General features: G+C 66.5%; 15 protein-coding genes. All 15 read right to left on the bottom strand.

Translation table 11 applies throughout. The annotated features are described in order from the left end of the window. Positions 1-18: 18 nt before the first annotated feature. Positions 19-1074, bottom strand: a complete 1056-nt coding sequence (locus ACHMXA_RS04775) for a pentapeptide repeat-containing protein (protein WP_395318915.1) — start codon at positions 1072-1074, stop codon at positions 19-21. Continuing rightward, complete coding sequence (locus ACHMXA_RS04770; protein ID WP_395321223.1) at positions 1071-1997, bottom strand: pentapeptide repeat-containing protein; 927 nt, start codon at positions 1995-1997, stop codon at positions 1071-1073. Before ACHMXA_RS04770 ends, ACHMXA_RS04775 begins: the two co-directional genes overlap by 4 nt. After that, positions 1924-3747: a DUF2169 domain-containing protein gene (locus ACHMXA_RS04765; protein WP_395318912.1), complete on the bottom strand. Its 1824-nt coding sequence runs from the start codon at positions 3745-3747 to the stop codon at positions 1924-1926. The genes ACHMXA_RS04770 and ACHMXA_RS04765 overlap by 74 nt, the downstream gene beginning before the upstream one ends. Next, the gene (locus ACHMXA_RS04760) at positions 3744-4184 is read right to left on the bottom strand and encodes a hypothetical protein (protein ID WP_395318910.1); all 441 of its coding nucleotides are present in this window, start codon (positions 4182-4184) and stop codon (positions 3744-3746) included. Before ACHMXA_RS04760 ends, ACHMXA_RS04765 begins: the two co-directional genes overlap by 4 nt. A gap of 31 nt (positions 4185-4215) precedes the next feature. Continuing rightward, on the bottom strand, positions 4216-6552 hold the full coding sequence (locus ACHMXA_RS04755) for a type VI secretion system Vgr family protein (protein WP_395318908.1): 2337 nt from the start codon (positions 6550-6552) through the stop codon (positions 4216-4218). Between the two features lie 28 nt (positions 6553-6580). Next, positions 6581-8911: a type VI secretion system Vgr family protein gene (locus ACHMXA_RS04750; protein WP_395318906.1), complete on the bottom strand. Its 2331-nt coding sequence runs from the start codon at positions 8909-8911 to the stop codon at positions 6581-6583. A 33-nt stretch (positions 8912-8944) separates the two neighbouring features. Continuing rightward, positions 8945-11284, bottom strand: coding sequence for a type VI secretion system Vgr family protein (locus tag ACHMXA_RS04745; RefSeq protein ID WP_395318904.1), 2340 nt, complete (start codon positions 11282-11284; stop codon positions 8945-8947). A 21-nt stretch (positions 11285-11305) separates the two neighbouring features. Then, the gene (tssH, locus tag ACHMXA_RS04740; protein WP_395318902.1) at positions 11306-14044 is read right to left on the bottom strand and encodes a type VI secretion system ATPase TssH; all 2739 of its coding nucleotides are present in this window, start codon (positions 14042-14044) and stop codon (positions 11306-11308) included. A gap of 124 nt (positions 14045-14168) precedes the next feature. Further along, the gene (tssG, locus tag ACHMXA_RS04735; RefSeq protein ID WP_395318900.1) at positions 14169-15404 is read right to left on the bottom strand and encodes a type VI secretion system baseplate subunit TssG; all 1236 of its coding nucleotides are present in this window, start codon (positions 15402-15404) and stop codon (positions 14169-14171) included. Then, positions 15401-17272 (bottom strand): type VI secretion system baseplate subunit TssF, encoded by a 1872-nt coding sequence (gene tssF, locus ACHMXA_RS04730; RefSeq protein WP_395318898.1) that lies wholly within the window; start codon positions 17270-17272, stop codon positions 15401-15403. Before tssF ends, tssG begins: the two co-directional genes overlap by 4 nt. After that, on the bottom strand, positions 17272-17799 hold the full coding sequence (gene tssE / locus ACHMXA_RS04725; protein WP_395321222.1) for a type VI secretion system baseplate subunit TssE: 528 nt from the start codon (positions 17797-17799) through the stop codon (positions 17272-17274). The genes tssF and tssE overlap by 1 nt, the downstream gene beginning before the upstream one ends. A gap of 11 nt (positions 17800-17810) precedes the next feature. After that, positions 17811-18671, bottom strand: a complete 861-nt coding sequence (locus ACHMXA_RS04720) for a type VI secretion system accessory protein TagJ (protein ID WP_395318896.1) — start codon at positions 18669-18671, stop codon at positions 17811-17813. 123 nt (positions 18672-18794) lie between these two features. Then, the gene (locus ACHMXA_RS04715) at positions 18795-19277 is read right to left on the bottom strand and encodes a type VI secretion system tube protein Hcp (protein WP_019658414.1); all 483 of its coding nucleotides are present in this window, start codon (positions 19275-19277) and stop codon (positions 18795-18797) included. 49 nt (positions 19278-19326) lie between these two features. After that, entirely contained in the window at positions 19327-20835 is a 1509-nt protein-coding gene (gene tssC, locus ACHMXA_RS04710; protein ID WP_176665646.1) for a type VI secretion system contractile sheath large subunit, read from the bottom strand. A gap of 30 nt (positions 20836-20865) precedes the next feature. After that, on the bottom strand, positions 20866-21444 hold the full coding sequence (gene tssB, locus ACHMXA_RS04705; RefSeq protein WP_395318893.1) for a type VI secretion system contractile sheath small subunit: 579 nt from the start codon (positions 21442-21444) through the stop codon (positions 20866-20868). Positions 21445-21470 lie beyond the last annotated feature (26 nt).

Genomic DNA, 21470 nt, shown 5'->3' with positions numbered 1-21470 from the left:
GGTACCTCGATGTCCTTTTCAGCTGCTGGATCGATGCGCCGAGAACTCCTCGGCAGCGAACAGGTCGGGATCGTTCGGCAGCAGCCCGACGCGGTCCGAAAAACGCGCGCCCTCGGTCTGCGCGCGGTGCATCTTCGTGCGCATGAATGCGGCACGCCGGAAATCGGCATCGTGCAGGTCTGCATACGAGAAGTCGGCATAGGTCAGGCCCGTGTCCGCGAAGCTGGCCGCGCCGCAGCGCGCGCGATGGAACACGCACTGCTCGAGATTGGCGCCGGAGAAGTCCGCGCCCTCCAGCTCGGCATCGATCCAGATGCTCTGCGTGAACACGCCACCGGCACAGGGCACGCCTTTCATGTGCGCCTGCGGAAACAGGCATTGCGGCGCCTGCACGCGCCGCAGGTTGCCGCCTTCGAGCTGTGCGCCCTTGAAGTTGCAGGCAGCCAGCGTCGCGCCTTCGAAGTCGCAGTCGCGCAGGTCGGCGTCGGCGAACTGGCAATTCTGGAAGGACTGTCCGCGAAAGACCTGCCCCGACAGGTTGGACTCCACGAAGATCGTCTTGTCGTAGCTGCAGCCGCTGAAGACGGCCGAACGCAGGTCCGTCTGATAGAAGGTCGCGCTAACCCGAACGCGAGAGAAGTCCGCCCGGCGCAGCTTGCAGCTGCTGAAGCTGATTTTCTCGACGCTCATGCCGGCGAACGATGCGTCGTCGAGCATGCAGCTGTCGAAGATGGCGCGCCCCAGATCGGCGCCCGAGAAATCCGCGCCGGAGAGGTTGCATGTCTCGAACATGACGCCATCGAGCTTCGTGCCCGGCATGCGCACCGCCGGTGCTTCGCATCGGGTGAAAACGCACTCGCCGACGGCCGCGGAGCTCAGGTTCGAGCCGGCAAGAACGCATCGGTCGAAGACACTGCCTCCGAGATTCGCACCGGAGAAGTCGGCGCCGCTGAAATCACACTCCGAGAACATCCCGCCCGCGAGATCGAAGCCGCGAAAGTCGATCCCGCGCAACTGCTTTTCGCGCACTTCGTCACCGCGCTTGACCATCGACTGGATTCGTGTGGGCGTCATGGCGCGTCCGGCTCCGGCGTGCGCTTGGGCAGCGTCTTGACCTGCACGACATAGGTTTCGTCGAAGCGCGTGTGGGGGTCGATCAGGCATTGACCCAGGTCGGCCTGGAACAGGTTTGCCCGATGGAAGTTGGCCGACGAGAGCAGGGCTTTCTGGAGATTGGCGCCGATCAGATTTGCACCGGACAGCGATGCCCCCGTGAGATCGGTGCGCACGAAGCTCGAGTTCCGCGCATCGGCGTTCTCCAGCACCGAATTGCGCATCGAGGCATTGGAGAAGTCGGTGTTGTCCATTCGCGCGCCGGTGAAATCCGCCGCATCTAGAACGGCATCACGCAGGTTGCAGTCGATCAGCACCGCCCGCCGGAAGCCCGCACCGCCCAGCTTGCTCGCACCGACGAAACAGGTGCTCTCCACACGGGCGCCCGAGAAATCGATGCCACCACGGGATTCGCTGTCGGTCCAGTCGCAGGTGTCGAGCCCGGCGCCAGCGAACGACAGTCCCGACACCACGCACTCGTACCACGAGACCTTGCGCAGCCGGGCGTGATCGAAGCGGATGCCGTGCAGCTCGCTTCCATCGAGGAAGTCCACGGAGAAAAGCCCCGCACGCTCGAAGCTGCAGTTGCTCAGATGCGCCTTGTCCAGCGTCAGGTTGGCCAGGCTCGCATCGGAGAAGTCGCAGCCCTCGGCCCGCAGCTGGTCGAGCTGGGTGGCGTCGAAGCGGGCGTTCGAGAAATCGGTGTTCTCGCACACGGCCATCGTCATGTTGGCCTTGGAGAAATTGGAACTGCGCAGCGAAGAGCCGGCAAAGCGGGCCCGCACCAGCAGTGCCTCGCTGAAATCGGTGTCATCGAGGATGCAGCCGCTGAAGTCGGCGCTTTCCAGGAGCGCGCGCTGCCACCTCGTGGCGCGCAGATCCATGCCCGAAAAGTTCGCTCCGGTGAGGTCGAGATCGGAGAAGTCGCGGCTGCCTTCCAGAATGCGCTGCGCCTCGGCGCGCACGCGCTCGGCCTGCTCGGGCGGCATCGCATCCGCTGCATCCTGATGCTGGGCCATGCGTCGGTAGCTTGCCGTGAGCCGCTCGCTTGCGGCACCGGACAGTCTCTTCATCTGCTCGACCGCATCCTGCGACATCGGCCGCGTGCCCTGCGCGGCGGAACGCTGCTGCAATCGCTCGATGTTGGCCCAGGCATCGAGCTTCGGGGGGGCCCTTCTGCTTGGCCGTGGTGCTCAGCGCCATGAGCTTCGAGGTATCGAAACCCGCCTTGCGCGACTCGACCGCATTGGCTTCTGCGGCCGCAGCCATTTCCTTTCGCACGTCTTCGAGCCTGGCGCGCTGATTGGCGATCAGGGCGCGCGTCTTGTCGATGTAGGCAGGCAATTCGCGCATCGAGGCGGGGGGGCGTATCGGCGGCATCTCGCTATCGGCCGCGTCGTAGCGGCCCAGGTCGACGCCGTCGTTCAAGGCCTTTTCCCTGGCCTCGGAACGCATGCGATCGGCGCGCGCCTGGAGGTTCTTCCGCAGCGGTGAAGGCGGTGGCGCCGCGGCATCCAGTTCGGGCCATGGCCCGAGGATACTTTCGGGCATGAGCTGCTCGTCGCGCATGAAGTAGAGCGCGCGGTCCTCCGCTTCGCAGCGGGTCACCAGCACCTCGCGATAGCCGGAGAGCGGCAGCGGCGCCGCCGCGCTCTCCTCCATCGCCATCATCGCGTGGCTGATGTCGGCGGCATCGTCCTGCGTGATGGGGGTCACGCCGTGATAGACCAGGCCCAGGCGCTCCAGATGCGGAAAGAACCAGGCCGTGGTCAGGCGAAGCGGCAGGTCTTCCAGCACCGCGTCGTCGAGCTTGCGCGGATGATGCACGCCGCGCACCACGAAGCCCCGCGCTCGCCAGTCGGGAATACGCCCTCGCAGCAGGGCATGCGCCGGATGCATGTTGACGATCTCGAAGTCGGCGCCGGCCAATTCGCCCTCCTCCGGCGCGAGCCACTGGTCCGGCGGCGCGGCGTTGAAATAGTGCCAGTCCATGTCGAGCGCATAGCCCGGAAAGAGGTTCTGCTTCCAGGGCTCGTCGTATTGCCGGCCGAGGCGCTGCGCGCGCGAAGGCCGCTCGATGTCCACGGGGCCGAAGCCCACCGGGACAGCCTGCTGATCCTGGCGGTGCAGCATCGCATTCGGCATTTCGATGTTGGGCAGGCGGCGCGTGCGCAGGCCGTTCACGCTCTCGTCCTCGTGCCCGATACCCGCGGGGTTTTCGGCGAAGCCGGGGCCGCCGAAGGCATGCCGCCAGTCGAGCTTCAGTTTCTCGAAAGGCTGGGGCGCGCTCGGATGGCCATTGATCCAGAAACGGTCGCCGGATACGTGCAACGCCTTGGTGCGCGAACCCACCCGTACAGAGACTGCGGTCTGCGTGCGGTCCTGCTGGTGGCAGGTGTAGGCATGGCCCGTCACCAGGAACTCCGGGGTCGCCTTGGGCATGCCCAGGTCGAAGGCTAACTCGCTGCCGAGTTCTTCCGCGAAGGTCTTCCAGCAATCGGGTTCGGGCACGAGCTGCGCATCCGGTCCGAACCCGTCGGTCATGACGATCGCAGTCATCCCGAGCCAATGGCGGCGGTCCTTGATGAAGGGACGGGTGAGCATGCTCATGCGCAGCGGCTTGATGATCTTCATGCAGTTGTCGTGCTCGGGATCTCGACCTGGGTGCGATCGCGATCGATCGCCACCACGGGTGGTGTCGCGTTCGAATACAGGATGTGTACCTTGCTGCCCCTGACGAATCCGTAGAGCAGTTCTTCGTCGATGAAGGTCTTCAGCGTGGCTTCCTGCAGCGCACCCTGGTCGTCCCGATAGGCCAGCCGAAGCTCGGCAGCGGCCATGTCCGCGGCGTGGCGGCCGCGCTTGGTGAGACGCCCCGGGGGGCGCGCGAGCCCGAGCACCTCAGCTTCGCCCCGCCGGGCATTGCCGTGCAGCTCGAGCCAGTGGCGCTCCTCCTGCTTGTACTCCGAATTGGTGAGCACCGCGGACCAGACCAGCGCGACGGAGAACAACAGCGCCGCGATCAGCACAATCGCACCGATGGTGCCGAGCAGGATGTCAGACCACGTCATGCCGGGATGCCTCCTGATGCGACGCGATGCTTCATTGGGTGTTGCTCAAGCCGTTGGTCTCCGTCTCGGTCGCTGCCGCTTCGACCTGCACGGCGGCTTTCTTCAGCTTGATGATTGCGTTTTCCTTGCGCCAGATCCACTCGACCCAGTTCACCGCGGAGAGGTTGACGAACACCGTCGAATTGATCGAGTTCACGCCCGAGGTCTGGATCTTCACGCCGTAGACGTCGGCGGCGGCGCCCGTCGCCGTGGCCTGGTAGCCGGTGCCTTCCTTCACGTTGCGCTGATACCAGGTCTGGCTGTCTGCATTCACTTCCTGCCTGGGCGTGTTGTAGGTCGTCACCTTCGTGTTGATTGTGAAACTGGTGGTGTTGACCGTGTGATCAGTGCTCGTGTAGGTGATGTCGGGCGCCGTGACGGTCTTGGGGCCGGTGACCACGGTGTTGTCCGGCCCCAGCACCAGCTTGCCCTCGAAGGCATTGACGATCTCGACGCGGCCGCTGCAGGTGATCCGGATGTCGGCACCGGCAACCAGCCGCAGTACCGAGCCGTTGACGGTGACGACCACGTCGCCGTTCACGGTCTCGAAGATGCCGCCGTTGACGAGGCGTTTCTCGCCGCCGCTGATGATCTCGGTCGCGCCGCCGGTGATGGTGCGGATTTCTCCGCCAGACACCGTCTCTGTCGCTCCGTCGTGCACGGTGCGGGTCTCGCCGCCGTCGATGGTCTCCACCGCGCCGGCGGTGATGTGGCGCTCCTCGCCCGACTCGAAGGTGGAGGACTCGTGGCCCTTGATGAGCGTGGTGCGCGTCTTCTCGGTGGTGTGGGTCTCGTCGCCCTCCACCTCGGTGTCGAGGTTGCGCTCGGCGTGCAGCAGGATCTGCTCGGCGCCCGTGCGGTCCTCGAAGACGATCGCATTGGCGTTCGCCACCGAACCGCCCTTGGTCGAGCGCGAGACGATGCCGCTCTTGGTATCTTCGGCCGGCAGGTCGAAGGGAGGCATCTGGTCGGCGTTGTAGACGCGGCCGATCACGATGGGACGGTCGATGCGCCCGGAGATGAAGTCGACGATCACCTCCTGGCCGATGCGCGGCACGTGCACCGTGCCGAAGGAGTCTCCCGCCCATGCCTGCGAGACGCGCACCCAGAACGAGCTGTCCTGGTTGTTCTGTCCGACGCGGTCCCAGTGGAACTGCACCTTCACGCGGCCGTACTCGTCGGTCCAGATCTCCTCGCCCTCGGGGCCGACGACCGTGGCGGTCTGCGGGCCACTGGTGCGCGGCATCGGCGTGCGCCGGGGTGCGCGAAACGGCCTGTCGGCTGGCTGCACGACGAACCCGGCGCCGAACAAGGAGCCGCCCCGCGCATCCGCCGCGGTGGCGTAGCCGCCTTCGCGCCATTCGTAGCGCACCGACACCAGCAGGTATTCGCGGTTGTCGTCGTCGCGCGGCGAGCCGCGCATGGTGAAGCGGTATCCCGGCGCGATGCCGCGCACGGTGGAGTGGCCGACGCTGCGATCCGCGAGCGACTGCGCTTCCTCGAGCCGCACGCGCGCATAGTGCTCGCCGTCTCCGGCCGCGCCGTAGTCGCCGATCCACTCGTACATGTCGTAGTCGGCGTTGTCGGTGGCCAGGGGCTGCGCGCGCGTGCTCGACAGGTCGGCCCTGGGCGTGGTGAAGTTGAAGTCGTTGACCGTGTAGCTGCCCGATCGCACTTCTGCCGTGACCTGCCAGTCGTCGATCACCTCGATGTCGTCCGTGATGGCGCGATCGCTGGCGAAGTAGTCGATGCACGCGTAGCCGGGAAGCTCGTCATGGGCCGAGGCATCGTCGGCCAGCACCAGCGTGTGCTGGTTCCTGTCGTGCCTGAACCAGTAGTAGATGCCTTCGAGTTCCATCAGCCGGCTCACGAAGGCGAAGTCCGATTCCTCGTACTGGGCGCAGAAGTCCCAGGCCCTGTAGCTGCCGCTGAGCTTTTTCTCGTAGGCATAGCCGTAGGCGCCGAGCACTTCCTCGATCATCTCGACCGCGGTGCAGCCCTGGAAGGTGCGGCTGTGGCTCGAGCGCGTGAGGTACCACAGCCAGGGACGCACGGTGGCCCTGTAGACCGTGTGGCGCACAGTGCCGCCTTCGCGGCCCGTGCGGGCAAAACGCGTGACCTCGCCATGGAGGAAGCGCGCATCGGCCGCGGTCTTCATCTCCAGCGCCATCGACTTGCCCAGAAGAGACTTGGCATCGATGGACGGGTTGGGGCTGAGCAGCTCGACCTCGAACTCAAACAGTTCCGACAGCGTCTCGCTGCCGTGCATGGCCCTGAAGAGCAGCTGGTCTTCACCGAGCGGCGTATGCGCGCGAACGACTCTCGTCATGCCGGGGTCCCCCTTGCATCCATGACATTCATTTCACGTTGCTCTTCAGATTGGCGCTGAACACCAGCGGCACCATGGTCCATCGCGTCCCCAGGAAGTTGCGGTTCTTGATGCCGTACTTGATGGCGAGTGGCGCGTCGAGCAGGAACAGGTAGGACCAGTTCGCGAAAACGCCGTTGAGCATGGTGTTCATCACTGAGACCTGCGCCTTGATGCCGAAGAGATCGGTGGACCCGATGAAGAGCCGGACGTGCCTGTTCGACACGATGTCCTTCTGCTGGTCGATCCACCCCTGGTCGGCCGCGTTGCCGGTGTAGCCGGGCGTGTTGAGGATCGCCACGTTCGCGTTGAGCGTGTAGTTGGTGGTGTTGACCGTGTAGTTGTCGCTGTTGTAGACCATGGTCGGCGCCGACACGGTCTTCGTTCCCGTCACGGTGGTCGACTGCGGACCGATCACGAGCTTGCCGTCGAGCGCGTTGATGATCTCCAGCCGGCCCGCCGCGGTGATGCGGATGTCCGCCCCCGTCACGAGGCGCATCGTGCTTCCGTTGACCACGAGCAGCACGTCGCCGTTGTCCGTCTCGACGATGCCGCCATTGACCACACGCGTCTCGCCCCCGCTGATCGTCTCCGTCGCCCCGCCCGTGATCGTGCGCAGCTCCCCGTCGGTCACCGTCTCCGTCGCACCACCCGTCACCGTGCGCTCTTCCCCCCCGTCGATCGTCTCCACCGCGCCCTGCGTGATGTGACGCTCCTCGCCCGACTCGTAGGTCGCCGACTCGTGCCCCTTGATCAGCGTCGTGCGCGTCTTCTCGGTCGTGTGTGTCTCGTCCCCTTCCACCTCTACATCGAGGTTGCGCTCCGCGTGCACCAGGATCTGCTCCGCGCCCATCCTGTCCTCGAACACGAAGGCATTGGCCGTCGCCTCCGAGCCGCCTTTGCTCGAGCGCGTGACGATCCCGCTCTTGGTCGCTTCTCCCGGCAGGCTGAACGGCGGCATCTGGTCGGCGTTGTACACACGCCCCACGATCACCGGCCGGTCCACCCGTCCCCCGATGAAGTCGACGATCACCTCCTGACCGATGCGCGGCGTGAACACGCCCCCGAACCTCTCGCCCGCCCAGATGTGCGACACCCGCACGAAGCGCGAGCTGTTCTCGTTGCGCTGCCCATACCGGTCCCAGTGGAACTGCACCTTCACCCGACCGTACTGGTCGGTCCAGATCTCCTCGCCTTCAGGCCCCACGACCGTGGCCGTCTGCGGACCGCTCGTGCGCGGCACCGGCGTCTGCCGCGGCGCCCTGAACGCCAGCGCCGTGGGCTGCACCACGAAGTTGAAGTCGTAGGTGCCGGGCTCCGCGCCCGTGGCATACCCGCCTTCTCGCAGCGCGTACGACACCGACACCGCCAGGTACTCCTGGTTGTCGTCCGATCTCGGCGAGTTGCGCATCGTGAATTTGTAGCCCGGCGCCATGCCCCGTACGGTCGAGTGCCCGCTGCTGCGCTGCGCCAGCGACTGCGACTCCTCCAGCCTCACCTTCGCGTAGTGCTCGCCGTCGCCTGCCGCCGGGTAGTCGCCCAGCCACTCGTACATCTCGTAGTCGGCGTTGTCGTGGCCCCGGGGCTGGCTGCGCACGTTGATCAGGTCGCCCTTGGGCGTGGTGAAGTTGAAGTCGTCCACCGTGTAGCTGCCCGAGCGCACCTCCTCGCTGGGCTGCCATTCGCGGATGACTTCCATGTCCTCGCTGATGTCGCGGTCGGACGCGAAGTAGTCGATGGTCTCGTAGCCGGGCATCGGCTCATGGGCGCCGATGTCGTCGGACAGCACCAGCGTGTGCTGGCCGTTGTCGTGCTTGAACCAGTAGTAGATGCCCTCGAGCTCCATCAGCCGGCTCACGAAGGCGAAGTCGCTCTCGTTGTACTGCACGCAGTACTCCCAGGTGCGGTAGCTCCCCGAGAGCTGCTTCTCGAACGCGAAGCCGTAGTCGCCCAGCACTTCCTCCAGGATCTCCACCACGCTCTTGTTCTGGAAGATCTTGTTGTCGCTTGAGCGCGTGAGGTACCACAGCCATGGCCGCACGGTGGCCCGGTACACGGTGTGGCGCTCTGTGCCACCGTCCCGCCCGATCATCGAGAAGCGGATCACCTGCCCGTTGAGGTACCTCGGCCCGCTGCCCGCCGTCTGGATCTCCAGCGTCAGCGGCTTGCCCAGCACCGACTTCAGATCCAGCGACGCGCTCGGACTCACAAGATCCACCTCGAACTCGAACAGCTGCGACAAACCCTCCGTCCCGCGCATCGAGCGAAACAGCAGCTGGCTCTCGTCCAGCGGTGTGTGGGCCTTTACAACTCTCTCCATGATGGGCTCGTCTCCTCTGGCTGTGTGCGAGGCTCAGTTGGCTTTGAGGAAGAAGGCGCCGCACGCTTCCTTGAGGGCACACTTCCTCAGGTGTTGCACCACGATCCGCATGTCGGCCCACGCCACCTTCTTGGCAACCCGCTTTTCGTTGTCGTTCAGAAGCGAGTGGTTGATGAACAGGCCGTTGAGCGACGTGAAGGTCGTCAGCGTCAGCATCGCCTTGACGCCGTAGAAGTCGAAGGCAAGCGCGGTCCAGGCCGAGCCCTTGGCCCATGTCGCCGCGAAATTGGTCCAGCGCCAATGCCCGTGATCCTCGGTGTTCACCGTCTGGCGCGGCGTGTTGTAGACGATCACGTCCGCATTGAGCGTGTAGTGCGTGTTGTTGAGCGTGTAGTTCGTGGCGTTGTGCACGATGGTCGGCGCCCCCACCGTCTTCGGGCCGGTCACCACCGTGGTGTCGGGACCGATCACCAGCTTGGTGTCGACGGCATTGATGATCTCGATGCGCCCGCCGCCGACGATGCGGATGTCGGCGCCGCTCACCAGTCGCACGACGGTGCCGTTCACGGTCAACGAAACGCTTCCGTTGACGGTTTCATCGATGCCGCCATTGACCACACGCGTCTCGCCCCCGCTGATCGTCTCCGTCGCCCCGCCCGTGATCGTGCGCAGCTCCCCGTCGGTCACCGTCTCCGTCGCACCACCCGTCACCGTGCGCTCTTCCCCCCCGTCGATCGTCTCCACCGCGCCCTGCGTGATGTGACGCTCCTCGCCCGACTCGTAGGTCGCCGACTCGTGCCCCTTGATCAGCGTCGTGCGCGTCTTCTCGGTCGTGTGTGTCTCGTCCCCTTCCACCTCTACATCGAGGTTGCGCTCCGCGTGCACCAGGATCTGCTCCGCGCCCATCCTGTCCTCGAACACGAAGGCATTGGCCGTCGCCTCCGAGCCGCCTTTGCTCGAGCGCGTGACGATCCCGCTCTTGGTCGCTTCTCCCGGCAGGCTGAACGGCGGCATCTGGTCGGCGTTGTACACACGCCCCACGATCACCGGCCGGTCCACCCGTCCCCCGATGAAGTCGACGATCACCTCCTGACCGATGCGCGGCGTGAACACGCCCCCGAACCTCTCGCCCGCCCAGATGTGCGACACCCGCACGAAGCGCGAGCTGTTCTCGTTGCGCTGCCCATACCGGTCCCAGTGGAACTGCACCTTCACCCGACCGTACTGGTCGGTCCAGATCTCCTCGCCTTCAGGCCCCACGACCGTGGCCGTCTGCGGACCGCTCGTGCGCGGCACCGGCGTCTGCCGCGGCGCCCTGAACGCCAGCGCCGTAGGCTGCACCACGAAGTTGAAGTCGTAGGTGCCGGGCTCCGCGCCCGTGGCATACCCGCCTTCTCGCAGCGCGTACGACACCGACACCGCCAGGTACTCCTGGTTGTCGTCCGATCTCGGCGAGTTGCGCATCGTGAATTTGTAGCCCGGCGCCATGCCCCGTACGGTCGAGTGCCCGCTGCTGCGCTGCGCCAGCGACTGCGACTCCTCCAGCCTCACCTTCGCGTAGTGCTCGCCGTCGCCTGCCGCCGGGTAGTCGCCCAGCCACTCGTACATCTCGTAGTCGGCGTTGTCGTGGCCCCGGGGCTGGCTGCGCACGTTGATCAGGTCGCCCTTGGGCGTGGTGAAGTTGAAGTCGTCCACCGTGTAGCTGCCCGAGCGCACCTCCTCGCTGGGCTGCCATTCGCGGATGACTTCCATGTCCTCGCTGATGTCGCGGTCGGACGCGAAGTAGTCGATGGTCTCGTAGCCGGGCATCGGCTCATGGGCGCCGATGTCGTCGGACAGCACCAGCGTGTGCTGGCCGTTGTCGTGCTTGAACCAGTAGTAGATGCCCTCGAGCTCCATCAGCCGGCTCACGAAGGCGAAGTCGCTCTCGTTGTACTGCACGCAGTACTCCCAGGTGCGGTAGCTCCCCGAGAGCTGCTTCTCGAACGCGAAGCCGTAGTCGCCCAGCACTTCCTCCAGGATCTCCACCACGCTCTTGTTCTGGAAGATCTTGTTGTCGCTTGAGCGCGTGAGGTACCACAGCCATGGCCGCACGGTGGCCCGGTACACGGTGTGGCGCTCTGTGCCACCGTCCCGCCCGATCATCGAGAAGCGGATCACCTGCCCGTTGAGGTACCTCGGCCCGCTGCCCGCCGTCTGGATCTCCAGCGTCAGCGGCTTGCCCAGCACCGACTTCAGATCCAGCGACGCGCTCGGACTCACAAGATCCACCTCGAACTCGAACAGCTGCGACAAACCCTCCGTCCCGCGCATCGAGCGAAACAGCAGCTGGCTCTCGTCCAGGGGCGTGTGGGCTCGAACGACTCTGGCCATGGGGTTGTCTCCTTGTACTTCTTACGCTTCTGAAAACTCGTAGCGGAAGTCGTCGTCCGCGGCGCTGAGCCGCACGCCGGTCAGCTTGCGCGCTGTGACCGTGGCGCCGATGACTTCCTCGCTCAGCCTCGGAAGGATGGTGTGCGTGAGGATCGCGTCGATCATCCGGCCGCCCGATTCGATGGCGGTGCAGCGGCGTGCGACGAGTTCGACGGCGCTGTCGTCGTAGGCCAGCGCGATGCCGTGGTTCGCCTGCAGGCGCGTCGCGATGCGATCGAGCTGCAGGCGGATGATGCGATGCAACGCCTCCGCGTGCAACGGGTAATAAGGCACTACAACGAGGCGGCCGAGCAGCGCGGGCGCGAACACCTTCAGCAGCGGCTCGCGCAGCGCGGCGGCCAGCGGCTCGGGGTCGGGACGCAGGGTCGGGTCTTCGCACAGCTGCATGACCAGGTCGGTGCCGACGTTGGAGGTCATGATGATCACGGTGTTGCGGAAGTCGATGTGGCGGCCTTCGCCGTCTTCCATCCAGCCCTTGTCGAAGACCTGGAAGAAGATCTCGTGCACGTCGGTGTGCGCCTTCTCGATCTCGTCGAGCAGCACCACGCTGTAGGGCCGGCGGCGCACGGCCTCGGTCAGCACGCCGCCTTCGCCGTAGCCCACGTAGCCGGGCGGCGCGCCCTTGAGCGTGGAGACGGTGTGCGACTCCTGGAACTCGCTCATGTTGATGGTGACGAGGTTCTGCTCGCCGCCGTACAGCGCCTCGGAAAGCGCCAGTGCGGTCTCGGTCTTGCCCACGCCGGAAGGACCGCACAGCAGGAACACGCCGACGGGCTTGTTGGGGTTGTCCAGCCGTGCGCGCGCGGTGCGGATGCGGCGCGAAATGGTCTCCAGCGCATCGGGCTGCGCGACCACGCGGGCCGAGAGGATCTCGCCGAGCCTGAGCACCGACTGCGCGTCGTCGCGCACCATGCGGCCGATGGGAATGCCGGTCCAGTCGGCAACCACGGTGGCGATGGCCTGTGCGTCGACGGCCGCGAGGATGAGCGGCGATTCGCCCTGCAGCTGCGAGAGCTTGTCCTGTGCCTCGTTGAGTTCGGCGCGAATCTCTTCGGGCGTGCGCTGTGGTTCCGCGGCAGGCGTGTCGGGGTCCACATCGACATTCGCCGCTTCTGTGTCTTCCGCGTCCGACGTTTCGGCCTGCGCCTGCGGCACGGCCGCCGGCGAAAGCAGCTTGCGCAGCGCGACGATGCGTTCGACCAGCGTGCTTTCTTCCACGCGCCGCTTCTCCAGCACTTCGAGCTCTGCCTTCGCCTGCGCGACCTGCGCCGCGATGTCTTCGACGCGCTGCGGCTCGCCCACGCCAATGGCAGCCTCGCGCCCCGCAATGCCCGACTCGATGCCCAGCACCTCGATGCGGCGCTGCAGGTCTTCGATGGCGGCGGGCAGCGCGTGCTGGCTCAGCGCGACGCGCGCGCATGCGGTGTCGAGCAGGCTCACGGCCTTGTCGGGCAGCTGCCGCGCAGGGATGTAGCGGTGCGACAGGCTCACCGCCGCTTCGAGCGCGGCGTCGAGGATGAGCACGCCGTGGTGCTTCTCGAGCTCGGCCGAGATGCCGCGCAGCATCAGCACCGCCTTGGGCTCGGTGGGCTCGTGCACCTGGATGGTCTGGAAGCGCCGCGTGAGCGCCGGATCTTTCTCGATGTACTTCTTGTACTCCGACCAGGTGGTCGCGCCGATGGTGCGCAGCCGACCGCGTGCAAGCGCAGGCTTGAGCAGGTTGGCCGCGTCGCCGGTGCCGGCCTGGCCGCCAGCTCCCACCAGCGTGTGCACCTCGTCGACGAACAGCACGATGGGCTTCGGGCTCTTCTCGACTTCGTCGATCACCTGCCGCAGCCGCTGCTCGAACTCGCCCTTCACGCCCGCGCCGGCCTGCAGCAGCGTGGGGTCGAGTACCCACAGCGACACGTCCTTCAGCGAAGGCGGCACGTCGCCCGCGGCGAGACGCGAGGCCAGGCCCTCGACCACCGCCGTCTTGCCCACGCCGGCCTCGCCGGTCAGCAGCGGGTTGTTCTGGCGGCGGCGCATCAGGATGTCGATGATCTGGCGGATCTCGTCGTCGCGGCCGTAGACCGGATCGAGCTCGCCCGCGCGCGCCTTGGCGGTGAGGTCGCTCGCGTACTTGGCGAGCGCGGAGCCGCTGGCGGCAGGACCGTCGCCCTGGTGATGCGCAGCTGCCGTCGCGCCGCCCGCCGGGCTGGCTGCAACGACGTCGAAGTCGTCTTCGGGCGAGCCCTCGGTCCACGAGGCCAGCTGCGCCACCAGCACGTCGGGCACGATCTTGTCGAACTCGCGCGAGATGCCCGAGAGCACCTGCCGCAGCCCCGGCGTCTTGATGATGCCCGCGAGCAGGTAGGCGCCGCGGATCGAGGTGGCCTCGAAGCGCAGGCTCGCATAGACCCATGCGCGCTCGACGGCGTTGTCGACGTGCTCGGAGATGTCGCTGATCGAGGTGGCGCCGTGCGGCAGCCGGTCGAGGGCGCGCACCAGGTCCTGCTCGACGGCATCGAGGTTGAGGCCCGCGCGCTTGATGATGCGCAGCATGTCGCTGTCCTGCAGCTGCAGGATCTGGTGCAGCCAGTGCACCAGCTCGACGTAGGCGTTGCCGCGCAGCTTGGCGAAGGCGGTGGCGGTCTCCAATGCCTTGTAGAGCATCGGATTGAGCTTGGAGAACAGAGAGACGCGGCGGATGTCTGTCATGAAATTGAGCTAACCCCCAGTCTTCGCGCACTTCGTGTCGCTACGCCAACCCCCTTGCAGGGGGCGGCACCGGTGGCCCGGCAGAGCCGGTTCCACGGTACCTCCCGAAAAGACCGTGAGCTGGTCATGTCGTGGGCGTCTCGCGCGAAGTTGCGGAAGAGCGGGTAAGGGATGCATCGGTAGGAACCGCCGATGCGGAACGGGAAAACAGTGCCTCGGGCTGGAACAGCATGTCGCCGGCGTCGGTGTCGGACATGCGCGTGCCGAGCCAGCTGCCCCAGCCCAGCCGCTGGTTGCTGTTGAGCCGCATGCCGTGTGCGTCCTCTTTCCGGAGCACGAGCCGCAGCTCCCAGGCGAACTCGATGCCGACGTACTGGCGCACCCAGTCGACCACCTGCTGCAGCCGCTTGCTGCCGGGAAGGAACTCGCGGTACTGCTCCTGCGAGAGCGGCCCGAGTTCGAGGCGGAACTTGCTCTGGGCATCGCGCACCGCCAGGCCGATGGTGGCGCCGCCGCCCAGGCGATGGTTGCGGCCGAGCATGCCGATGCGGCTGACCTGGCGCTCGTCGATCATCACCCAGTCGCTCACGAACTCGTCGATGCGCACCGGCACGTCGAAATACAGCCGCAGGATCTGGATCAGCCCCTCGGGGTTGCGCGTCTGGCGTACCAAGTGGCCCGCCATGAAGGTGCGCGCATGGTCGGCGATGCGGTCGCGCCCCTTGAGGCCGGGCTGCCCCATGTTCATGAGGCTGGCGACGTAGTCGACGAAGCGGTGGCCGTCGGTGCGGTCCAGGCTGTTGACCGACTGCGCATCGGCCCAGGCCCGGTAGAACAGCAGGATGAGCCTGTGATGGAACAGGTCGGCGAACGCGCTGATGGTGTTGTCGGCGTGGTGCCGCTTGCGTTCGCGCGCGTATTCCGTCAGGTGCAGCGGCAGCGGGCCGTTGGGGCCGAACAGGCCGAAGCCGTAGATCGAGATGCGCGGCGGACCATCGCCGTCGGCCTCGACGCCCGATACGTTCGAAGGCGCGAAGGCCATCGATGGCTCCTGCCCGAGCCGCAGCGGCTCATCGATGGGGCGTGGCGCGCGGCCCAGCAGCGGGTGGTCGTCCTGCGCGTCGAGGCGGCGCAGCAGCATGAAGAGGTCGTGCTCGAAAGGCTGTTCGAGCAGCTTGGCCCAGAGCACCGGGTCGGCCTGCGGGATGCCGCGCGCGGGCGCCTGCGGGCCCGGCTCCGGTGTCTGCGAGGCTTCATGGACGAGCGTCCCGGTCGAGTCCAGCACGGCACCTTCCGCAGCATCGGCCACTTCGGCCTGCTGTTGGCGTTGCACCGCGTCGGTGAAGCCGGTTTCGCTCATACGGCTGGACGGCGTCCCACGCGCGGGGTCCAGCGCGCGATCTCACCGCGCTGCAGGCTGGACAGCGCGAACTCGGTGAAGGCATTGAGCGACACGTGCCGGCTGAAGAACTGCTCCAGCACCGCGCCGAAGAGATACGGGCTCGCGCCCGAGAACGCGACCTCGTCGATCTTGAGCGCGATCTCCACGCCGCGCCCGAAGACGATCGGGCCGGGTTCGGGCAGGCGGCGGAACACCGGCGCCAGCGCCATCGAACGAACGCCCTGGATCTGGCGGCGCACCGACGGGTCGGCGAGGTTGCCGTACAGGTCGAGCATCTCGCGCAGCGCGGCAGCGCCCTGCGTCGGATCGACGTCGGTGAGGCTCAGGTAGTTGAGGCCGAGGTGGCTGATGAGGCGCCACGTGAGCGCGCCCTCGGCCAGCGCGGGATACGGCCGGGAGGGTCCGCGCAGGATGCGGATGGAGCGCACCGGCGCCGACACGCGCAGCGTGAAGTCCGATTCGAGCCCGGTGGGCAGCAGCAGCGGCAGGTCGCGGTTGGTGCACAGCGCGTCGAGCGTGATGTGGCGCAGGCTGTGCGGGAACGGCGCGTCGTGCTGGTCGACCAGCGACACGTAGACCTCGCTGCCGGTGTAGCTGGTGCGCGTGCCCTGGGCGCGCGCCCGGTCGGACACCAGGCGCGGCTCGCGGCGCAGCGAGAAATACGCGCCGAAGTCGCCGTCGTCGGCCGCGAAGGAGCCGAGGAAGGGCCTGAACTCGCGCTCCTCCGAGCCGTTGGCCATGTGGCCCGTGACGCGTTCGACGGTGAAGATTTCGAAGTCGCGCGGGCGCGTGCGGTCGATCACCGCGTGGTGCTCGTGCTGGCCCGGCCCCACCGGAATGCGGTCGCTGCGGCGCGGCACGAGGTTGATGATGGGCGTGCAGAACAGCGAGAAATGCTTGGCGTCGACCAGCCGCTCGAGGTCGGCGTCGGCGCGGTCGAGCAGGATCACGATCTCCATCGTGGTGCCGCCCATGGCCGTGGCCGCCGCGCGCAGCTTGTTCACGCTGAAGAACAGGTAGCGGTCAGGAAACGCAAAGTACTCGTGCAGCAAGCGGTAGCCCTGGAACGAGCGCGCGTCGTAGGGCAGCAGCGCCTGGTCGGGCTCGAAGCCTTCGTGCCGGATGGCCTCGTCGCCCAGCGGCACGATGCGCGCCGTGGTGCCCGGCCCGCTGCGACACACGACGCCGATGTTGTGGTGCGTGGCGAGTTCGAGCACGCGCAGCGCGTGCAGTTCGGCTCCGGAGAGGAAGAACTCGAGCCGGTCGAGCGGCATGTCCGCGAAGCGCGCACCGCCTACCGCCTCGAGCTTGATGGTGATGGCGCTCTTCGCCTGGCGCGCGACCGCCGGCATGGCGTGCGCGATCTCCGCAGGCACCGGGCCGATTCCGGCTTCGGCGATGCGGATCGGCCACAGCGTGACGGCATGGCCGGTGCGGAATTCGCAGGCCGTCTGCTCGCCCTTGATCATGCGCCCGCGCAGGATGGTGTGGCGCGGCAGTTCGTAGCCTGCCTTCAGCGAACCTTCATTGAGGTTGCCGTCGATCTGCACCACCGCCATGGCAGGGAGCGGCGCGAGGAAGTTGGGGTACACCACTTCGAGCAGCCGCTGCGAGAAGCGCGGAAACTCGGCGTCCATCTTGAGCTGAATGCGCGCGGTGAGGAAGCTGAAGCCTTCGAGCAGGCGCTCGACGTAGGGGTCGCTGACCTCGATGCCGCGCATGCCCAGGCGCCCCGCGATCTTCGGATAGCGTTGCGCGAACTCGGCCCCGAGCTCGTGCATGTACGTGAGCTCGCGGTTGTAGTAATCGAGCAGCCTCGCATCCATCAGAGTCCTCCTGTCGGGCGAAGGACCATGTGGCCGCTCTCCAGGTCCAGCTCGGAGCGCAGGATGAATTCGATGGGGTACGGCACCGACCACAGCGTGCCGCGGATCTCCAGCGCGAGCAGGTTGTGGTGCTCGAGATCGGTGGCGTCGGTCACGCAGCGCACGTCGATGCTGTCCTTCATGATGCGCGGCTCGAAGTCGATGATGGCCGAGCGGATGGCCGCCTCGACGTCCGCGAAGTCGACCTCCGACATGCGCCCGCCGGCCCAGCCGCGAACGCCGAAGTTCAGCACCGAGCGGCGCGCGCGCGGCATGGCGTTGATGTCGTGCTCGGTACCGAAGTTGGTGGTGTTGAGCAGCCACTGCAGGTCGCGCAGCACCGAGTCGCGCAGCAGCCTGCCGCTCATGAGGAAGGCGCCCGCGCGCTCCTGGCGGGTCTGCGGCGCCTTGTCGGTGAGCCGGTCGAGCAGCACCGGCTGCAGGCGGTCGCGCGCGACGCTTTCCTGCTGGTCGCCGTCGGTGTCCATCATTCCACTCATCAGGCAGCGCCCTCGCGCGAGAACTCGATGAGGCGCAGGTCGAGCAGCGAATGGTCGCCGGCCTCGCTGATCAGCGTGCGCTGGCCCAGGCCCGCGTACTGGTCTTCGCCGGACAGCGGCAGCCAGTCGGTGCGGCGGCCCAGCGTGGTTTCGTCGTCGAGGCCTTCGAGTCGGCCCGGATAGCGCACGGGCACCAGGCCGTTGAGCGCGCGGCCGTCATGCAGCTCGAACTCGGTGGGCGCCCACAGCAGGTCGACCAGATGCTGCGGACGCGAGAACTTGATGCGGCGCACCTCGGGCAGGGGCAGCCACGCATAGCCCGAGGGCGTGAGCAGCTCGAACACCGCACCGATGCGCACGTCGCCGTCGCACAGCCATTCGAAGCTGCTGCGCTCCACCGGCTCGCCGTCGAGCGCCTGCACGGCGCGCGAGTCGGAGCGGTCGACGCTGGTGATGGCGCCGCGCAATGCGGGTGCGGCCTGCCGCGCAGTCTCGCGCAGGGCGGCGGCTTCATCGGCACGGTCGGCCGGCAGGGCCGCCGCGGCGATCAGCTGCTCGACCCATTCCGCGTTGCCGCTGACGATGGCCGGTGCGCGTCCGCCCGACCAGAAGTCGCTGCGATGGCGCTCGCCCGCGAGCGCCATCGAGCACGTGACGCTGGCGGGAGTGAAAGTGGGATCGAGCTTGGTGGCCAGCTTGAGCTGGTCCTCGGCCCGCTGCCAATCGCCGCGCAGTGCAAGGAAATGGCACAGCGCAAGACGCAGGCTGGCATTCTGGGGATTGGCGCGAATCTGCCGCTGTACCCATTCGGTGTGCTCCGCCACCGAGCGCTCGCCCAGTACTGCAAACCCATCGCCCATGAAGCTTCCTCGCTGACTGGCTGGCACACGGCGCGAAGGCCTGTGTGCGAAGGACGGCCGCGGAGGCCGTCGGGAAAAAAATCACGGCCGGCCCGTGGGCCGGCCGCGCACAGGGAAAAAGGATCAGGCTTCCTTGTTTTCCTTGATGTTCCAGGCCAGAACCGTCTCGGCGCCCTTGCCGCCCTTGTCGGTCTGTTCCCAGTACTGCTGCTTCACCTTGGCGGCCTGGAATGCGTACTGCACGAACACGGCGTCGGAGCCTTGTTCTGCCGTGTACTGCACCGAGGTCACCAGCACCTCTTCGAGCGTGACGCGCGTGTATTCGATCTGCGAGCCCCCCGCCTTGCACACCGACACTTCCACCTTGCTCAGGTGCTTGCCGCTGGCGCAGTTCTTCAGCACCGAAGGTGCCGCCTTGTCGATGCGCGCGAGCACCTGCAGGTCGTTGAAGCTGGCCTTGCCAACGCCACCGCCACCGCCGCTGACCATGTTTCCAGGCTGGGTTGCTCCCCACGCAAACGACTTGATGTCCGTCCACTCCTTGTGGTTCGAGTCCTTCGATTCGCCGTTCGCGCCTTCAACGCGCATGAACATGTCTACTGCCATGATTTAAACCCCCAGAGTTATTTGCGCCCGATTCCGGGACGCCGTTGGATTAGCTGCTGTCCTTCTTGTTGGATGGCAGCTTCGAAACCAGCCGCAACGACACCGTCAGCCCTTCGAGCTGATAGTGCGGCCGGAGAAAAAACTTGGCGGCGTAGTAGCCGGGGTTGTCCTCGATGGCTTCCACCTGGACTTCCGCCGCCGCCAGCGGCTTCATTGCCTTCGTGTCCTGCGACGAGGTGCCGGGGCTGCCGTCGACGTAGTTCATGATCCAGTCGTTGAGCCAGCGCTCCATGTCCTCGCGCTCGCGGAACGAACCGATCTTGTCCCGCACGATGCACTTCAGGTAGTGCGCGAAGCGGCAGCAGGCGAAGAGATACGGCAGGCGTGCCGCGAGGTTCGCGTTGGCCGTCGCGTCGGCGTCGTAGTACTCGGCCGGCAGCTGCAGCGACTGCGCGCCGATGAAGGCCGCGAAGTCGGAGTTCTTGCGGTGCACCAGCGGCATGAAGCCGTTCTTGGCGAGCTCGGCCTCGCGGCGGTCGCTGATGGCGATCTCGGTTGGGCACTTCATGTCCACGCCGCCGTCGTCCGTCGGGAAGGTGTGCGTGGGCAGGTTCTCGACCGCGCCGCCCGATTCCACGCCGCGGATCGACGTGCACCAGCCGTACTGCTTGAACGAGCGGTTGATGTTCACGCCCATCGCATAGGCCGAGTTGGCCCAGGTGTAGCGGTTGTGCGCCGCCGAGTCGGTTTCTTCCTCGAACTCGAACTCGTCGACCGGGTTGGTGCGCGCGCCATAGGGCAGGCGTGCCAGGAAGCGCGGCATGGCCAGGCCGATGTAGCGCGCGTCTTCCGAGTCGCGCAGCGAGCGCCATGCGGTGTGCTCGGTGTTCTGGAAGATCTTGGTCAGGTCGCGCGGGTTCGACAGCTCCTGCCACGAATCCATCTGCATCACCGTGGGCGACGCGCCCGCGATGAAGGGGCAGTGCGCAGCGGCGGCGATCTTGGCCATCTCGCCGAGCATCTCGACGTCGGGCGGGCTGTGGTCGAAGTGGAAGTCGCCGATCAGCGCGCCGAAGGGCTCGCCGCCGAACTGGCCGTACTCGGCTTCGTAGATCTTCTTGAACAGCGGGCTCTGGTCCCAGCCGATGCCCTTGTGGCGCTTGAGCGAACGCGCGACTTCGCGCTTCGAGGCGCACATCACGCGGATCTTGAGCTGCTCGTCGGTCTCGGTGTTGTTCACGAGATAGTGCAGGCCGCGCCACGCGCCTTCGAGCTGCTGGAAGTCCTCGTGGTGCAGGATCTGGTTGATCTGCTCGGAGAGCTTGCGGTCGATCTCGGTGATGATTGCCTGAACGGTGCGATAGGCATCGTTCGAGACGGTGACGGTGCTCTCCAGCGCCTGCACGGCCAGCGTCTTGACGGCGTTCTCCACCGCCTCGCGGGCCTGGTCGGTCTTGGGCTTGAACTCGCGCTGCAGCAGGTTCGAGAACTCGTTCGGCTCCAGCGTCTCGACGGAGGCCGGTGCGCGCGCGGTGGTCTGTTTGGGGGCGGTGCTCATGATGGTGGCGGTCCTTGCTGCTGCTCGCGCTTACTCGGAAGAGTCGGAAGAGGTGCCGGGATTGCCGGCCTTTTCGTTCGCGGCTTCCACCGCCTTGGCAACGGCCGGGTTGGGCGCCGACGCCAGCGACTTCAGGAGCCCGGGGTTCTGCAGCGCCTGCGCGATCAGCTGTTCGGCGCCGTTCTTGCCGTCCATGTACGAAAGCAGATTCGACAGCTCGGTGCGCGCCTCGAGCAGTTGCTGCAGCGCGCCGACCTGGCGGGCGATGCGCGCGGGCGAGAAGTCGTCCATGCTGTCGAAGGTGATGTCGACGTTCATCTGGCCTTCGCCGGTGAGCGTGTTGGGCACCTGGAAGGCGACGCGCGGCTTGATGGCCTTCATGCGGTCGTCGAAGTTGTCGATGTCGACGGGCATGAATTCGCGCTCGGCGAGATCGGGCATGGGGTCGATCTGCTTGCCCGCGAGATCGGCGATGACGCCCATCACGAAGGGCAGCTGGATCTTGCGTTCGCTGCCGTAGATCTCGACGTCGTACTCGATCTGCACGCGCGGCGCGCGGTTGCGCGCAATGAACTTCTGACCACTGTTTCTGACACGGTTGTCTGCCATAAGCTTCCTCTTGAATCTGTAATGCG

The sequence above is a fragment of the Variovorax sp. UC74_104 genome, assembly GCF_044055375.1.
In the GTDB taxonomy this organism is placed as follows: domain Bacteria; phylum Pseudomonadota; class Gammaproteobacteria; order Burkholderiales; family Burkholderiaceae_C; genus Variovorax.
The sequence above is the reverse complement of the archived record's forward strand: the minus strand, read 5'-3'. Positions and strand labels throughout refer to the sequence as shown.

What these genes read in the sequence shown, in the direction of transcription:
- ACHMXA_RS04745 (WP_395318904.1), bottom strand. Translation starts at nt 11,284, where the DNA reads ATGGCCAGAGTCGTTCGAGCCCACACGCCCCTGGACGAGAGCCAGCTG.
- ACHMXA_RS04720 (WP_395318896.1), bottom strand. Translation starts at nt 18,671, where the DNA reads ATGGGCGATGGGTTTGCAGTACTGGGCGAGCGCTCGGTGGCGGAGCAC.
- ACHMXA_RS04715 (WP_019658414.1), bottom strand. Translation starts at nt 19,277, where the DNA reads ATGGCAGTAGACATGTTCATGCGCGTTGAAGGCGCGAACGGCGAATCG.
- ACHMXA_RS04750 (WP_395318906.1), bottom strand. Translation starts at nt 8,911, where the DNA reads ATGGAGAGAGTTGTAAAGGCCCACACACCGCTGGACGAGAGCCAGCTG.
- ACHMXA_RS04775 (WP_395318915.1), bottom strand. Translation starts at nt 1,074, where the DNA reads ATGACGCCCACACGAATCCAGTCGATGGTCAAGCGCGGTGACGAAGTG.
- ACHMXA_RS04760 (WP_395318910.1), bottom strand. Translation starts at nt 4,184, where the DNA reads ATGACGTGGTCTGACATCCTGCTCGGCACCATCGGTGCGATTGTGCTG.
- tssE (WP_395321222.1), bottom strand. Translation starts at nt 17,799, where the DNA reads ATGGACACCGACGGCGACCAGCAGGAAAGCGTCGCGCGCGACCGCCTG.
- tssB (WP_395318893.1), bottom strand. Translation starts at nt 21,444, where the DNA reads ATGGCAGACAACCGTGTCAGAAACAGTGGTCAGAAGTTCATTGCGCGC.
- ACHMXA_RS04765 (WP_395318912.1), bottom strand. Translation starts at nt 3,747, where the DNA reads ATGAAGATCATCAAGCCGCTGCGCATGAGCATGCTCACCCGTCCCTTC.
- tssF (WP_395318898.1), bottom strand. Translation starts at nt 17,272, where the DNA reads ATGGATGCGAGGCTGCTCGATTACTACAACCGCGAGCTCACGTACATG.
- ACHMXA_RS04755 (WP_395318908.1), bottom strand. Translation starts at nt 6,552, where the DNA reads ATGACGAGAGTCGTTCGCGCGCATACGCCGCTCGGTGAAGACCAGCTG.
- tssH (WP_395318902.1), bottom strand. Translation starts at nt 14,044, where the DNA reads ATGACAGACATCCGCCGCGTCTCTCTGTTCTCCAAGCTCAATCCGATG.
- tssG (WP_395318900.1), bottom strand. Translation starts at nt 15,404, where the DNA reads ATGAGCGAAACCGGCTTCACCGACGCGGTGCAACGCCAACAGCAGGCC.
- ACHMXA_RS04770 (WP_395321223.1), bottom strand. Translation starts at nt 1,997, where the DNA reads ATGGATCTGCGCGCCACGAGGTGGCAGCGCGCGCTCCTGGAAAGCGCC.
- tssC (WP_176665646.1), bottom strand. Translation starts at nt 20,835, where the DNA reads ATGAGCACCGCCCCCAAACAGACCACCGCGCGCGCACCGGCCTCCGTC.